Genomic DNA, 15,163 nt, shown 5'->3' on the forward strand with positions numbered 1-15,163 from the left:
TCCCGGGTCGTCCGGAACGTGTCATGCAAGTCAGGTATTCGATAACTAGATGGCAATGAATGAAGTCACTCGCCTGGGGCAGATGCTCGTTAATGCGGGAACCATTGACGAGGCAGGTCTGGAAAAAGCGCTGCAATTGCAGCGTGAGAGCGGCTCCGACCGCCTTGGCGCGCTATTGATACGTCTTGGGCTGATCTCCGAGTCGACGCTGTTGAGTGCGTTGAGCGAGCAATTGCACATTCCGGTCTTTGTCGTTGAAAGCAAACCCGGGGTCGCCGCCAACATTGCACAGTTTCACCGCGATCGCGGTGTCTCGCGCGCCTTGGCACAGCGGCTCGAGTTTCTCGTGGTTCCGGCCATTGAAGATGATGGTCCCCTCGTCATATCGCGTGACCCGCTGGACTCGGAGCTGCAGGAATACCTGGTCGGGCGGCTTTTTCCCGATACGGCATTCAGTTGTGCCCTTGTTGCCCAGCGCGATTTCGAACGGCTGCTGACGGAGGTTTATCGGGTCGGCGCGGAGAGCGCTGGCGAACAGGATCTACGACGCCTCGCTGAAGACGCCCCCGTGGTAGAGCTTGTCAACGCGATGCTGGCGCGTGCGAACGACAAGGCCGCATCCGACATTCACGTCGAACCGCTCGAATATGGATTCTCGGTGCGTTATCGCGTCGACGGGCATCTCCAGTTTGTCGAACACTATCCGCGCGATCGGTTTGACGCGGTCGTCAGTCGCATAAAGCTGATTTCCGGTCTCGACATTGCCGAGCGCCGCTTGACGCAGGACGGTCGCTTTTCGAGCCGCGCGGCGGGGGTCGAGACCGATGTCCGCGTCTCGGTCATCCCATCGGTGTTCGGCGAATCGATCGTCATGCGCCTGTTGCCTGTGTCGCAGGAGAAGCGCTTTTCGTTAGAAGGTGTTGGCTTCGAGCCGGACCATCTTGCAACATTCCAGCAATGGATGTCGTTACCGGATGGCATCGTTCTGGTGACGGGCCCGACGGGTTCCGGAAAGAGTACGACCCTTTATGCCGCGCTATCGGCGTGCGATTCGGCGCGGCAACGTATCCTGACGGTCGAGGACCCCGTCGAATACAAGATCGATGGTGTCACGCAATTCCAGGTCAATGCCGATATCGGCTTTACCTTTGCCGCCGCACTGCGCGCAATTCTGCGGCATGACCCCGACGTCGTCATGATCGGTGAAATCCGCGACATCGACACAGCCCGCATCGCCGTTCAAGCCTCGCTCACCGGCCACCTGGTTTTCTCGACGCTCCATACCAACGACACGCCCACAGCCTTCCTGCGCCTGGTGGATCTGGGCGTCGAACAGTTCCTCGTCGGCGCGACGGTCCGCGGTGTACTTGCGCAGCGCTTGGTCAGGCGTCTGTGCCCTGTCTGCAGTAGACCCATGAGCAGCACCGAGCGGGCGACGATACCGGCGCAGGCTCGCGCCTTTCTCGAACGGCATGGCGTCCGGCCGGCCGATTGGTCGTTCCGGCAGCCCGTGGGATGCGATGCGTGTGACGGAACAGGCTACCGGGGCCGCACGGCGGTCTACGAATTGCTCCCGGCCACGGACGCCCTGCGCGCGGCCTTGAGCCAGCAGTCCGCCGGCCATCAGGATCTCCTTCGATCACTTGGCGCCGACTTCCGCACACTCGGCGAGGACGGCTTGTTGAAGGCCGCGCGGGGCCTGACGAGCCTCGCCGAAGTGATGGCCGTTGCTGGTGCTGCTTACCTGCCGGAAGGGAGCGGCGATGCCTGACTACGTATTCAAGGCTGCCGCCCCAGGTGGGCACACTGAAAGCGGAACCATCACGGCGGCAGACATGGTCAGCGCAATGGCCGCACTTGAGGATCGCCACCTGACGGTGTTCGACCTCAAGGATGCGTCTGCCGCCACCCCCGTCGGACACAACTGGCGTCGCCCGTCGGTTACCCACGCGGCGCGCGTCGTGCTGGTACGCGAATTGTCGACGCTGGCAAACGCCGGCATCAGCCTGGCCGATGCGTTGAGCACCTTGCGCGACGCCAACCGCGAGACAGCCTTGTACGGGCCTCTCGGAGTCATGGTGAGATCGATCCACAGCGGCGAGACTTTTTCGAGCGCGCTCGAAAAGGCCGCACTCGGATTGCCGGAATACGTCCTCGCCATGGTGCGGGCGGGCGAGGCGACCGGAAACCTGGGGGTCGCACTGAGCCGCGCCGCTGACCAGATGGACTTCGACGCCCGCATGCGTGCCCAAACGCGCGAAGCAATGGTCTATCCAAGCATCCTGATCGGTACCGGCACAATGGCGGTGCTGTTCATCTTTGCGTTTGTCGTACCACGGTTCGCCACCCTGTTGCGAGGTCGCCTCGACACCTTGCCGTGGATGTCGGTGGTCGTGCTTCGCACGGGCGCATTCTTCAACGCCTATTTCATCGAGTCGATCGTTGCGATCGCGTTGCTTGTCGCGGGCGTCGTCGCCGCCGCGCGCAACCCGCGTCTGCGCGTTCGCCTGCTTGCCAGCGCAGCCCATCTGCCCGTCATCGGCGAATGGATACATAGCGGTGAGACGGCGCGCTGGACGACCGGGCTGTCGATGCTGTTGCAGAGCAAGGTGGGCATTCTGCCCGCGCTGGAACTAGCGGCCAGTTCGGTACGCCTGAGCACCACCACCGCAAAGTTGCGAAACCTGCGCGCCGAGGTCAATCGTGGCAGGCGTCTTTCGCAGGCGATCGAACATCAACGCCTGCTCGAACCCACATCACTATCGATGGTGCGCGTCGGCGAGCAATCCGGCGAACTCGGTCCGATGCTGGAGCACGTGGCCCACTACTGGAACGACAAGAATCAGTCGATGCAGCGCAGAGTCGTATCGCTGATCGAGCCGGCCAGCATTCTTTGCCTGGGGGCAGTCATCGGGTTTGTCATGGTGGGCGTCGTGCTCGCCATGGCCAGCCTGTCGGATGTGAAATTCTGAGGTTACCTATGTCTTACCGGAACACAGGCGGGAATCGCCCGCAGCCGCGTGCATCGCGCGGCTTCACTTTGCTTGAGATGCTCGTCGTGCTGGTCATCATCGGCATGATCGTAAGTCTGGTCGGTCCCAAGCTGTTCTCCAAGGTGGATTCCTCCAAGGTCCAGACTGCGGAGACGCAGGTCAAATTGCTGCGCGGCGCGATCGAAACCATGAGACTGGATCTGGGCGTCTACCCGAGTGCTGAAGAAGGCCTTGCCGTGCTGACCATTCCTCCGGGCGACGACAAACTCGCCAGGCGCTGGCACGGCCCTTATCTCGAAGATGCCCTGCCCAACGATCCTTGGGGAAATCCATACCAATACGTCGTCCCCGGGCCTGACGGCCGTCCTTTTGGCATCTATTCGTTCGGTGCGGACGGCAAGGCCGGCGGGGAGGGCTATGACGCTGACGTCGGCATGGTGCCAAGATCGGATTCGAGCGATCTTGGCCGGTCGTGAACGCCGCCGGCGGTGTCGGGGCTTCTCCCTGCTCGAACTGATGGTGGTGCTCGCCCTCATTGCCTTGATGATGGGTCTGGTCGGACCGAGCTTCATGAAGATGATCGACCGCTCGACGCAGCGCTACGCCATTGCATCGATCTACGAAGACATCCGCCAGTTGCCAAGATGGGCGCACCTGCTCGGCGTACCCCTGAGCCTGGACAGCGTCGTGGAGCCTGTCGCCATTGGCGGGGAGCAGATTCTGTCCCTGCCGCAGGGCTGGCAAGTGCTGTTCGATCCTCCGCTGACTGTCACGCCGGACCAGCTTTGTTCGGCGTCGACCGGAACGGTGATCGACGCCGCGGCTCTCATCCTTGCCGAGTTCTCGATACAGGCGCCGGACTGCCGGGTCGTTGCCGAATGAACGGACACGTCAGTCGCGGCACAAGCGGATTCGCCATGATCGAAGTCCTGGTGGCCCTCGTGCTGGTCACCTCAGTGGGTGTGGCCATCGTCATGTGGGCCGAAAACGGTCTCCACTCCGTCGGGCGTCTGCGCGCGCACTATCAGCGTACGGAGGCCGCACGCACGGCGCAGTCCATCATGCGGACGCTGCCTGATGCGCGGCAGGCTCAGGGCGAGCTCGAAGCGGGCGGACTGCGCATCAAGTGGAAGCGCGAGACCTTGGGGCAGGGGCCGCAGACGGGGTACCCGCGCGGCTTCGGCACGCACGACGTGCTGCTCTTCAAATACCGCTACGAAGTCCTCAGCGGTTCATCTGACGAGGCGTGGTTCGAGGACGAGGCCGTAGTGGTCACGCCTCGCCTCACGCGGACGTTCGATCTGCCGAAGTAAGCCACCATGCCCCGCCCGCCGCTCCGCCAATCACACGCCCACGGCGAGTGTGGCTTCACGCTCATGGAATTGTTGGTCGCGCTTGCGATCACCTCGTTGCTCATGACGCTCCTGATGGGCGCCAATTACTACATCCTTCGTGTGCAGGAGACGCTCGCGCGAGAAGTTCGCGAAGGGGAGAGCAGCATGCGGGCCCATGCGTGGTATCGGCAACTGATCGGCGGCCTGGCGCCCCTGGGCGAAAGCTCGACCGATGCTTTCGAAGGCGACGAGAAGGGCTTTCGGGCGCTGACGCTGCGACCATTGCGCGCCGACATGATGGTTGCGCCCGAAGCCATGTCGCTGAGCCTCGAGCGCGATACCGACGGCCGCCTCAGTTTGCTCTATCGCGCCGATCGAATCGAAATGCAAATGGCATCATGGGAGAACGCCACCGGCCGCTTTGTCTACCGCACGCAAGCAGGGGAGCCACTGGCGTCGTGGAGCGAGCTGAAGCAGACGAGCGAGCGGGTGCCCACGGCAATCGAACTCGTCATCAGCCGCGAGGGCGACGAAGTGCCCACGGCGCAGTGGTTCGCCCGTGTGGAGTCGGCCCCTTGGACCAGCACGTTGACCGCGGCCCCGATCCTGCCGCCGGGGGGGGCGGGGGAATCGCAGGCGTGGGCGCCACCGAGCGCGACACGCGTGCGCAAAAGCCCAGAGCCGTTCCGTCCGCCGTTGGGGAAATGATCGTCATCATGCGAGAGCGTCCTACTTGCCCGAAACCGCGCGGTGCGCAGCGTGGCTACGTGCTGATTCTCACCATTGCCGCGCTGGTCATCCTTGCGCTGGCCGGCGGCTATGCGGGGGAGCGCATATCGATCGCACTCCGTCTGGCTCGTGCCGAACAGACCGCCATCGCGAGTGAACGAATGCTCAACGATGCGCTGGCAAGAATGACCTTCATACTCACCACCACGCCACGCACCCCCTTGGGCCTGGGCAATGACGCTGTGGGAATCCGTCTGGACGGGCGTTGGTACGACATTGGCGACGGCGTGGCGGTGTCTCTGCAAGATGCTCGGGGCTTGCTCAACCTGCGCACGGCGCCTCGCGCGTGGAAGGAGAGCTTCCTTGCAACCTACGGGTTGTCTCCCGAGCGCATCGGCATGCTGCTGGACACACTCGATGATTACGTCGATACGGATTCTCTGCGACGTCTGCAGGGCGCCGAGACAGAGGACTACGTTCGGTCGGACCTCATGCCGCCACGCGACGACGAGCTTGCGGCGACTGCTGAACTTGCTCGCGTACAGGGGTGGCGCGGCGAGCACGCGCTGTGGAAGGGCGACAGCCCGATACTCGATAACCTCGTCTTTTGTCCGGGAACCGGCGTAAATCCGGCGACGGCGACCTGGCGCGTTCTTGTCGCCGCGCTCGGAATGAGCGAGCGGCAGGCAAAGGACTTCATCGAAAAGCGTGGTATCGACGCAACCACCCTCGAAGCGCTCGTCGCGCCCTACACCGGGCTTCAACGAGCGTCCGACCTGCTGCGCGTCGACCGGCCTGTCGTCTATCCCGGACCGGTGACCATCCTGACAGTCGCGATGAAAGAAAGCGGGCTCGCACTACGCGGCACGCTGACGATCACCCCCGCATCGCGTCTGCACCCGTGGACGTTCAATGACGTCCGACACTTCCGCCTGACGACCTGCCCGACACGCTATCGCCGCTGCCGGATGTGTCCGCCTTTGCCGTCAATCTCGACGACGAGATCCGTCGCCCTCCGCTCTAGCCGCTCGCGCGGTCCAACTCCAACCGGCATTTCGCCATAAGGCAGGCGCGCCGCGCGCATCGCACCTGCCCCAAATCCGCGCACGCCACGTCGATTGCCTTTTGAAATAACTCTGTCCCCATATAAAGCCCGCACTAAAACTGTGCATTTATAATTATTACTCCGACCCCATTTATTATCGCTTGGCACCGCTGCCGGCATGGTCTTATAGTCGCGTCCACGTTTAAGCAGGCGCCGCACGTCTTGACGGCGGCCAGGAGTGAAACATGGAAATGCGCCCCCAACAGCAGGGACTCTACGATCCCGCCAATGAACATGACGCGTGTGGCGTCGGCTTCGTCGCCCATATCAAGGGCAAGAAGAGCCACGACATCGTCCAGGGTGGTCTGAAGATCCTGGAAAACCTCGATCACCGCGGCGCGGTGGGTTCCGACCCGCTGATGGGCGACGGCGCCGGCATCCTCATCCAGGTTCCCGACCAGTATTTCCGTGAGGAAATGGCCACCCATGGCGTGAAGCTGCCGCCTTTCGGCGAATACGGCGTCGGCATGATCTTCCTGCCGAAGGAACACGCCTCTCGCCTGGCCTGCGAACAAGAACTCGAACGTGCCGTACGCGCGGAAGGCCAGGTCGTGCTGGGCTGGCGCGACGTGCCCATCGACCGCGACATGCCGATGTCGCCGACGGTGCGCGCCAAGGAACCGGTGATCCGCCAGATCTTCATCGGTCGCGGCCCGGACGTGATGGTGACCGAAGCGCTCGAGCGCAAGCTGTACGTCATCCGCAAGATGGCCAGCCACGCCATCCAGCAACTGCACCTCAAGCACGGCGGCGAATACTTCGTGCCGTCGATGTCGGCCCGCACGATCGTGTACAAGGGTCTGCTGCTGGCCAACCAGGTCGGCGTCTATTACAAGGATCTGGCTGATCCGCGCTGCATCTCGGCGCTGGCCCTGGTCCACCAGCGCTTTTCGACCAACACCTTCCCGGAATGGCCGCTGGCGCACCCGTACCGCATGCTGGCGCACAACGGTGAAATCAACACCGTCAAGGGCAACTTCAACTGGCTGCGTGCCCGCGAAGGCGTGATGAAGTCCGCCGTGCTGGGCGACGACCTGAAGAAGCTGTACCCGATCGTGTACGAAGGCCAGTCCGATACGGCCACCTTCGACAACTGCGTCGAACTGCTGACCATGGCCGGCTACCCGCTGGTCCAGGCCATGATGATGATGGTGCCGGAAGCGTGGGAACAACACACGCTGATGGACGAGAACCGCCGCGCCTTCTACGAATACCACGCTGCCATGATGGAGCCGTGGGACGGTCCCGCCGCCATGGCCTTCACCGATGGCCGCCAGATCGGCGCGACGCTGGACCGCAACGGTCTGCGCCCGGCCCGCTATCTGGTGACCGACGACGACCTGGTCGTGATGGCGTCCGAATCGGGCGTGCTGCCGATCGCCGAGAGCAAGATCATCAAGAAGTGGCGCCTGCAGCCGGGCAAGATGTTCCTGATCGACATGGAAGCCGGCCGCATCATCGACGACAAGGAACTCAAGGATTCGCTGGCCAACGCCAAGCCGTACCGTGAGTGGATCTCGCGCATCCAGATCAAACTCGACGAAGTCGACGGCCCCGAGCCGCAAGTTGTTTCGCGTGCCTCGCTGCTCGACCGCCAACAGGCATTCGGTTACACGCAGGAAGACATCCGCTTCCTGATGGCGCCGATGGCTGCCGCTGGCGAAGAAGCCATCGGCTCGATGGGCAATGACTCGCCGCTGGCCGTCACGTCCAACAAGCTCAAGCCGCTGTACAACTACTTCAAGCAGTTGTTCGCGCAAGTCACGAACCCGCCGATCGACCCGATCCGCGAACAGCTCGTGATGTCGCTGGTGTCGTTCATCGGTCCGAAGCCCAACCTGCTCGACCTGAACAACATCAACCCGCCGATGCGTCTTGAAGTGTCCCAGCCGGTACTGGACTTCAAGGACATGGCGAAGATCCGCCACATCGAAGAGTTTACCGACAACAAGTTCAAGTCGTTCGAGCTGAACATCTGCTACCCGGTTGCCTGGGGCAACGAGGGCGTGGAAGCGCGCATCGCTTCGCTGTGTGCTGAAGCCGAAGACGCCGTGCGTTCGGGCTACAACATCCTGATCGTGTCCGATCGCATGATCGACGCCGACAGCGTGGCGATTCCCGCGCTGCTGGCCACCAGTGCGGTGCACCAGCACCTCATCCGCAAGGGCTTGCGCACCAGCACCGGCCTGGTGGTGGAAACCGGTTCGGCGCGCGAAGTGCATCACTTCGCCCTGCTGGCCGGCTACGGCGCCGAAGCCGTCCACCCGTACCTGGCGATGGAAACGCTGCGCGAGATGGCCAAGGACATGCCGGACGAACTGTCCGCCGAAAAGGCCATCAAGAACTTCACCAAGGCGGTCGGCAAGGGCCTGAACAAGGTCATGTCGAAGATGGGCATCTCGACGTACATGTCGTACTGTGGCGCGCAGATCTTCGAGGCCATCGGCCTGAATCGCGAGCTGATCGACAAGTACTTCCGCGGCACCCCGTCGAACGTCGAAGGTATCGGCATCTTCGAAGTCGCCGAAGAAGCCATCCGCCTGCACAAGCTGGCATTTGGCCACAACCCCGTGCTGGCCAATGCGCTGGACGCCGGTGGCGAATACGCCTTCCGCGTCCGTGGCGAAGAGCACATGTGGACGCCGGACGCCATCGCCAAGCTGCAACACTCGACGCGCGCCGGCTCGTTCCAGACGTACAAGGAATACGCGCAGATCATCAACGACCAGAGCAAGCGCCACATGACGCTGCGCGGTCTGTTCGAATTCAAGATCGATCCGTCGCGCGCCATTCCGCTGGACGAAGTCGAATCGGCCAAGGACATCGTCAAGCGCTTCGCCACGGGCGCCATGTCGCTCGGCTCGATTTCGACGGAAGCGCACACCACGCTGGCCATCGCCATGAACCGTATCGGCGGCAAGTCGAACACCGGTGAAGGCGGCGAGGACGAAAAGCGCTACAAGAACGAGATGAAGGGCATCTTCATCAAGAAGGGCGAAACGCTGGCGGGCCTGCTCGGCCACGACGTCATCGAGCGCGACATCGAGCTGCAGGAAGGCGACTCGCTGCGTTCGAAGATCAAGCAGGTTGCCTCGGGCCGCTTTGGCGTGACCGCCGAATACCTGACTTCGGCCGACCAGATCCAGATCAAGATGGCCCAGGGCGCCAAGCCCGGTGAAGGCGGCCAGCTGCCTGGCGGCAAGGTTTCCGAATACATCGGCAAGCTGCGCTTCTCGGTGCCGGGCGTGGGCCTGATTTCGCCCCCGCCGCACCACGACATCTACTCGATCGAGGACTTGGCTCAGCTCATCCACGATCTGAAGAACGTCAATCCGTCCGCTTCGATCAGCGTAAAGCTGGTGTCGGAAGTCGGTGTGGGCACCGTGGCCGCTGGCGTTGCCAAGTGCAAGGCCGACCATGTCGTGATTGCCGGCCATGACGGTGGCACGGGCGCCTCGCCCCTGTCGTCGATCAAGCACGCCGGCACGCCGTGGGAACTGGGCCTGGCCGAAACGCAGCAGACGCTGGTGCTCAACGGTCTGCGCGGCCGCATCGTGGTGCAGGCCGACGGTCAGATGAAGACCGGACGCGACGTGGTCATCGGCGCCATGCTGGGTGCCGAAGAGTTCGGCTTCGCCACCGCGCCGCTGGTCGTCGAAGGCTGCATCATGATGCGCAAGTGCCACCTGAACACCTGCCCGGTGGGCGTGGCCACGCAGGACCCGACGCTGCGCCGCAAGTTCTCGGGCAAGCCCGAGCACGTGGTGAATTACTTCTTCTTCATCGCTGAAGAAGTGCGCGAGATCATGGCCCAACTGGGCATCCGCACCTTCGCCGAACTGATCGGCCGCGCCGATCTGCTCGACAAGAAGAAGGCCATCGATCACTGGAAGGCGCAGGGCCTGGACTTCACGAAGATCTTCCATCAGCCGGACGTCGCCATCGACGTGCCGCGCGTGCAGGTCGAAGAGCAAGACCACCTGCTGGTGCGCGCGCTCGACCACAAGCTGATCGAGAAGGCGCAGCCCGCCCTGGAGCGTGGTGAGCGCGTGTCGTTCATCTCGCCGATCATCAACGTCAATCGTTCCGTCGGCGCCATGCTGTCGGGTGAAGTCGCCCGCCGCTACGGCCATGCCGGTCTGCCGCACGACACCATTCACATCCAGCTCAACGGGACTGCTGGCCAGAGTTTTGGTGCGTTCCTGGCGCACGGCGTCACGCTGGACCTCGTGGGCGAAGGCAACGACTACGTCGGCAAGGGGCTGTCGGGCGGTCGCGTGATCGTGCGTTGTGCCAATGATTTCCGCGGCTTCGGTCCTGAACACATCATCGTCGGCAACACCGTGCTGTATGGCGCCATCGCAGGCGAGGCGTACTTCAACGGGGTGGGTGGCGAACGCTTCGCGGTCCGTAACTCGGGCGCTGCGGCAGTCGTCGAAGGCGTGGGCGACCACGGTTGCGAATACATGACTGGCGGTACCGTCGTCGTGCTGGGTGACACCGGCCGCAACTTCGCGGCAGGCATGTCCGGCGGCGTGGCGTACGTGTACGACCCTGCCGGCGCGTTCGAGGCCAAGTGCAACCTGACCATGGTCGATCTGGAGCGCGTACTGCCGGCCGCCGAGCAGTCCGACAGCTCGCAGTGGCACGCAGCGCAGCGCGGTGCCGTGGCCGAAGCGGACGAAACGCTGCTGCGTCGTCTGATCGAGAACCACTTCCGCAACACCGGCAGCTTCCGCGCCAAGTCGCTGCTGGAGAGCTGGCCCGAAGCACGCGCCGCCTTCGTCAAGGTCATGCCGAAGGAATATCGCCGCGCATTGAAGGAACTGAACGCCGCTGCCGCCGCGCCGGCGGTTACCGCGTAAGCAGGAGAGTATTGAAAATGGGCAAGATCACCGGCTTCATGGAATTCGAGCGCCAGGACGAGCGCTACGAAGCTCCGGAAACCCGTCGCCAGCACTATCGTGAGTTCGTGCTGCACCTTTCGGACGCCGAGGCGAAGATCCAGGGCGCGCGTTGCATGGACTGCGGCATCCCGTTCTGCAACAACGGCTGTCCGGTCAACAACATCATCCCGGACTTCAACGACCTGGTGTACAAGCAGGACTGGCAAGCCGCCATCGAAGTGCTGCACTCGACCAACAACTTCCCGGAGTTCACTGGCCGCATCTGCCCGGCTCCGTGCGAAGCAGCCTGCACGCTCGGCATCAACGAGCTGCCCGTGGGCATCAAGTCGATCGAACACGCCATCATCGACAAGGCCTGGGAAAACGGCTGGGTCGTGCCACAAGTGCCGGCCGTCAAGACCGGCAAGAAGGTTGCCGTGGTCGGTTCGGGCCCTGCAGGCATGGCGGCTGCGCAGCAACTGGCGCGCGCCGGCCATGACGTGACCGTGTTCGAAAAGCGTGACCGCATCGGTGGCCTGCTGCGCTACGGCATCCCCGACTTCAAGATGGAGAAGGGCCACATCGATCTGCGCGTCAAGCAGATGGAAGCCGAAGGCGTGACCTTCAAGACCAGCGTGCTGATCGGCGACGGCAAGCTACCGGCCGGCGTCGGTTCGGACGCCAAGACCACCATCAACGCGGCGGACGTCATGAGCCAGTTCGACGCCGTGGTGCTGGCGGGTGGTTCCGAAGTGCCGCGCGATCTGCCGGTGCCGGGCCGCGAGCTGGACGGTGTTCACTTCGCGATGGAATTCCTGCCGCAGCAGAACAAGGTCAACGCGGGCGACAAGCTCAAGGACCAGATCAAGGCGACTGGCAAGAACGTCATAGTGATCGGCGGTGGCGACACGGGCTCCGACTGCGTGGGTACCTCCAACCGCCATGGCGCGACCAGCGTGACCCAGTTCGAACTGATGCCGCAGCCGCCGGAACAAGAGAACAAGCCGTTGGTGTGGCCGTACTGGCCGCTCAAGATGCGCACCTCTTCGTCGCACGAAGAAGGCTGCGATCGCGACTGGTCCATCACCACCAAGGAATTCCGCGGTGAAGGCGGCAAGGTCAAGTCGGTGGTGACCGCGCGCGTCGAATGGAAGCGCGACGAAAAGACCGGCCAGATGAAGATGTCCGAAGTGCCCGGATCGGAAAAAGAACTGCCGGCCGACCTCGTGCTCTTCGCGATGGGCTTCACCAACCCGGTGGGCGGCGTGCTCGAAGCCTTTGGCGTCGACAAGGACGCCCGTGGCAACGCTCGCGCCAGCACCGAAGGCGACACCGCCTACACCACCAACGTGCCGAAGGTCTTCGCGGCCGGCGACATGCGCCGTGGTCAATCGCTGGTCGTCTGGGCGATCCGCGAAGGTCGCCAATGCGCTCGCGCCGTCGATGAGTTCCTGATGGGAACGACCGAGCTGCCGCGCTGATCCGCGCGATCAGGGCACGCCGCGAACGTGCCCGGCTGGAGTAAATCCGGCAGAATCACCGCAATGTGACGAAAAAGGGCGCCCCGTGCGCCCTTTTTCGCTGGCTGATCTGCCTGCAAACAGGGATGAACGGCAAAACCCGCCGCCCAACGGCGCGCTATAGTCCTCAAGTGTCTTGCTGCAAATAAATCAGAACATGCAACTGGCCTTCGAACACAAGGTGCCATTGACCCCGTTCAACACGCTGGGTCTGGAAGCCTTCGCCGACGACTTCATCGATATCGTCTCCGTCGCACAGCTCATCCGCTTGATCAAGGGCGGCGAACTCGCCGAGCGCCGCATCGTCGTACTCGGCGGGGGCAGCAACGTGGTGCTCAATCCGCACGTCGAAGGCGTCGTGTTGCGCGTGGCCATTCCCGGCCGCGAACTCATCGGCGAGGACGACGAAGCCTGGTACGTGCGCGCGGGTGCGGGCGAAGCCTGGCACGACTTCGTCCGCTGGACACTGGAAAACGGCTGGCCGGGGCTGGAAAACCTGTCGCTGATTCCGGGCACGGTGGGCGCGGCGCCCATCCAGAACATCGGCGCCTATGGGCTTGAGATGGCCGATCGCTTCTTTGCGCTCGAAGCGGTGGACCTCAAGAGCGGCGCAGTCATCACCTTCGACCGCGAAGCTTGCCGTTTTGGCTATCGCGACAGCGTGTTCAAGCACGAAGCGGCGGATCGCTTCGTCATTTCATCGGTCACGTTCCGTCTGCCCAAGACCTGGAATCCCATGCTCGCGTACGCCGACGTGGCACAGGAGCTGGAGCGCGCCCAGGTCACCGACCCGACGCCGATCGATGTTTCCGACGCAGTCGTGTTGATCCGCTCGCGCAAGCTGCCGGACCCAGGTCTGCTCGGCAACGCTGGCAGCTTTTTCAAGAACCCCGTGGTGTCGGCCGAGCGCTTCGCGACACTGGCGCAGCACTACCCCAATCTGCCGCACTACCCGCAGGCGGATGGCTCGGTAAAGGTGTCGGCCGGCTGGCTGATCGATCAGGCGGGCTGGAAGGGGCGCGATCTCGGGCCGGTCGGCATGTACGAGCGCCAGGCGCTCATCCTGGTGAACCGTGGCGGTGCCACGGGCGAAGACGTGCTGCTGTTGGCGGATACCGTCCGCGCGGCGGTGCGGGATCGATTCGGGGTGATGCTGGAGCAGGAGCCAGTCCTGATCTGAACGTGGCGCGGACTTGTGGTGTGTCGGCGTCCGTGCTTCGTGAGGGTCCCTTCTTGTGGAGGCCCTCGCTGTTCTTGGATCGTCGAGACCTCGTGAGTACGCTGGCAGGCGATGAAGGATAAGGCGCAGCGCTACGGAGGACTCCTTTTGCAGTTCGTTGCCAACTTGGCTTGATCTCGACTGCTCGTGCCCGACGGCCGGGAGTTCGCCCGGCGGGCGAATCACTTTCTTGTTTTCGACAAGAAAGTGACCAAAGAAGCGGCCCCACAGCATCGTTGGCCGACGGCTGATCCTCTGCGCTGCCCGGTCAAGAAGGCGGCTGTGGAACTCGTCGCTGCGCGCCTCAGACAGTCCTCGCCGACCCCGCTACGCGGGGCAACCTTTGCTGCTCGGCGACGCTGAATGGGGAGCCCGAATCGCGCAGCAGGGTTGTCTGGGCGAAAGGCGAAAGCTCATGCTTTGACGACATCATGAACGGACCTGCGCCTCCCGCATTTTCGGCCACGTAAGGTTTGCGGGGCACTTCTTCCGTTCCTGCGCATTTGTTCGGCGCGTGCGCGCCATGTTTCTCCTCGCTTTCCCACATCGTCACGAGTGACGCATTCACTCCTCCTTTGCCACAGGCCGTGCGATGGCACGGACGGTGAAAGTGTGCTCGTCCAGCGCTTTTCCATCAGGGGACATGAGTTGCACCTTGTGCGTGCCGGGGGCGGGCAGTGGCAGCATGGTGCTGTGCGTGCCGCAGGGCGCGAGTTGCTTGCCGTTAACTTTCAGGCAGGCAGGTGCGGGTGAGGCGGCCTGGATGAGCATCGATTGCCGCCGCTGTGGGATGTCCGGGTCGGGGGCGACGATGGCGCCGTCCGGGGGGGCGATCAGCCGTGGCCGGCCTGCGGTGATTTGCATCGGCACGCGTTGGGCGCCAGCGTCGGCAGGCTCTGTACCGACACGGAACCATTCCTGGCGTGGTGCTTCGATGGCGGGCGTGAAGCTGATCGAGCGCGCCACGACATCCGATGGTGGTGCCGGCTGGTGGCTGGGGATATCCGCATGCAGGTATTCGACGATGTCACGCCACACGGGTGCGGCGCCCGTAATGCCGGAGACGTCCCACATCGGCGCGCCAGAGAAATTCCCCACCCACACACCCACCGTATAGCGGTCGGTAAAGCCCACCGCCCAGTTATCGCGCATGGCTTTGCTGGTGCCGGTCTTCACCGCCGCCCAGGTGCGCGTCGACAAGGGGCTTGCCATGCCGAAGGTGATGGCGCGCGCGGCAGGGTCCGACAGAATGTCGCCGATGATGAATGCCGCCTCCGCGCCCATCACTTGTTGTGGCGGCTGCGGGACTGCGGTCACGAACTGCGTCGGCGTCCACTGGCCGCCATTGGCGAGCGCGCGGTAGGCGTTGGTCAGCGA

At 63.4% G+C, this 15,163-nt stretch carries 10 protein-coding genes and 1 pseudogene; 10 read left to right on the plus strand and 1 reads right to left on the minus strand.

Annotation, left to right across the window (positions count from 1 at the left end; genetic code table 11):
* The first annotated feature begins 55 nt into the window (after window positions 1–55).
* The 10 genes from ACDA63_RS15150 to murB all read left to right on the plus strand — a co-directional run bounded on the left by ACDA63_RS15150 (window position 56) and on the right by murB (window position 13,747).
* A complete protein-coding gene (locus ACDA63_RS15150) occupies window positions 56–1,771 on the plus strand; it encodes a GspE/PulE family protein (RefSeq protein WP_373664112.1) in 1,716 nt (571 codons plus the stop codon).
* The gene (locus ACDA63_RS15155; RefSeq protein ID WP_373664113.1) at window positions 1,764–2,972 is read left to right on the plus strand and encodes a type II secretion system F family protein; all 1,209 of its coding nucleotides are present in this window, start codon (window positions 1,764–1,766) and stop codon (window positions 2,970–2,972) included. Before ACDA63_RS15150 ends, ACDA63_RS15155 begins: the two co-directional genes overlap by 8 nt.
* A gap of 8 nt (window positions 2,973–2,980) precedes the next feature.
* Window positions 2,981–3,469: a type II secretion system major pseudopilin GspG gene (gspG, locus tag ACDA63_RS15160; RefSeq protein ID WP_373664114.1), complete on the plus strand. Its 489-nt coding sequence runs from the start codon at window positions 2,981–2,983 to the stop codon at window positions 3,467–3,469.
* Entirely contained in the window at window positions 3,456–3,875 is a 420-nt protein-coding gene (locus ACDA63_RS15165; RefSeq protein WP_373664115.1) for a Tfp pilus assembly protein FimT/FimU, read from the plus strand. The genes gspG and ACDA63_RS15165 overlap by 14 nt, the downstream gene beginning before the upstream one ends.
* A 35-nt stretch (window positions 3,876–3,910) precedes the next feature.
* Window positions 3,911–4,306 carry a hypothetical protein gene (locus ACDA63_RS15170; RefSeq protein ID WP_373664116.1) on the plus strand — a complete coding sequence of 132 codons (396 nt, stop codon included), beginning with the start codon at window positions 3,911–3,913 and terminating at the stop codon, window positions 4,304–4,306.
* Window positions 4,307–4,312: 6 nt separating this feature from the next.
* Window positions 4,313–5,035 (plus strand): type II secretion system protein J, encoded by a 723-nt coding sequence (locus tag ACDA63_RS15175; RefSeq protein WP_373664117.1) that lies wholly within the window; start codon window positions 4,313–4,315, stop codon window positions 5,033–5,035.
* Between the two features lie 8 nt (window positions 5,036–5,043).
* Window positions 5,044–6,120 carry a hypothetical protein gene (locus tag ACDA63_RS15180; protein WP_373664118.1) on the plus strand — a complete coding sequence of 359 codons (1,077 nt, stop codon included), beginning with the start codon at window positions 5,044–5,046 and terminating at the stop codon, window positions 6,118–6,120.
* Between the two features lie 226 nt (window positions 6,121–6,346).
* Window positions 6,347–11,026, plus strand: a complete 4,680-nt coding sequence (locus ACDA63_RS15185) for a glutamate synthase-related protein (RefSeq protein ID WP_373664119.1) — start codon at window positions 6,347–6,349, stop codon at window positions 11,024–11,026.
* Between the two features lie 17 nt (window positions 11,027–11,043).
* The gene (locus tag ACDA63_RS15190) at window positions 11,044–12,528 is read left to right on the plus strand and encodes a glutamate synthase subunit beta (RefSeq protein ID WP_373664120.1); all 1,485 of its coding nucleotides are present in this window, start codon (window positions 11,044–11,046) and stop codon (window positions 12,526–12,528) included.
* 196 nt (window positions 12,529–12,724) lie between these two features.
* Window positions 12,725–13,747 carry a UDP-N-acetylmuramate dehydrogenase gene (murB, locus tag ACDA63_RS15195; RefSeq protein WP_373664121.1) on the plus strand — a complete coding sequence of 341 codons (1,023 nt, stop codon included), beginning with the start codon at window positions 12,725–12,727 and terminating at the stop codon, window positions 13,745–13,747.
* A gap of 603 nt (window positions 13,748–14,350) precedes the next feature.
* Here murB and ACDA63_RS15200 read toward each other — a convergent pair.
* A pseudogene (locus ACDA63_RS15200) lies at window positions 14,351–15,163 on the minus strand (penicillin-binding protein 1C); the annotation flags it as partial.

The sequence above is a fragment of the Uliginosibacterium sp. sgz301328 genome, assembly GCF_041807905.1.
In the GTDB taxonomy this organism is placed as follows: Bacteria; Pseudomonadota; Gammaproteobacteria; order Burkholderiales; family Rhodocyclaceae; genus JBGVSA01.

Excerpts from the sequence above, each read along its gene's own strand:
- ACDA63_RS15175 (WP_373664117.1), top strand. The coding sequence starts at position 4,313 with ATGCCCCGCCCGCCGCTCCGCCAATCACACGCCCACGGCGAGTGTGGC.
- murB (WP_373664121.1), top strand. The coding sequence starts at position 12,725 with ATGCAACTGGCCTTCGAACACAAGGTGCCATTGACCCCGTTCAACACG.
- ACDA63_RS15190 (WP_373664120.1), top strand. The coding sequence starts at position 11,044 with ATGGGCAAGATCACCGGCTTCATGGAATTCGAGCGCCAGGACGAGCGC.
- ACDA63_RS15185 (WP_373664119.1), top strand. The coding sequence starts at position 6,347 with ATGGAAATGCGCCCCCAACAGCAGGGACTCTACGATCCCGCCAATGAA.
- ACDA63_RS15150 (WP_373664112.1), top strand. The coding sequence starts at position 56 with ATGAATGAAGTCACTCGCCTGGGGCAGATGCTCGTTAATGCGGGAACC.
- ACDA63_RS15180 (WP_373664118.1), top strand. The coding sequence starts at position 5,044 with ATGCGAGAGCGTCCTACTTGCCCGAAACCGCGCGGTGCGCAGCGTGGC.
- ACDA63_RS15170 (WP_373664116.1), top strand. The coding sequence starts at position 3,911 with ATGATCGAAGTCCTGGTGGCCCTCGTGCTGGTCACCTCAGTGGGTGTG.
- ACDA63_RS15155 (WP_373664113.1), top strand. The coding sequence starts at position 1,764 with ATGCCTGACTACGTATTCAAGGCTGCCGCCCCAGGTGGGCACACTGAA.
- gspG (WP_373664114.1), top strand. The coding sequence starts at position 2,981 with ATGTCTTACCGGAACACAGGCGGGAATCGCCCGCAGCCGCGTGCATCG.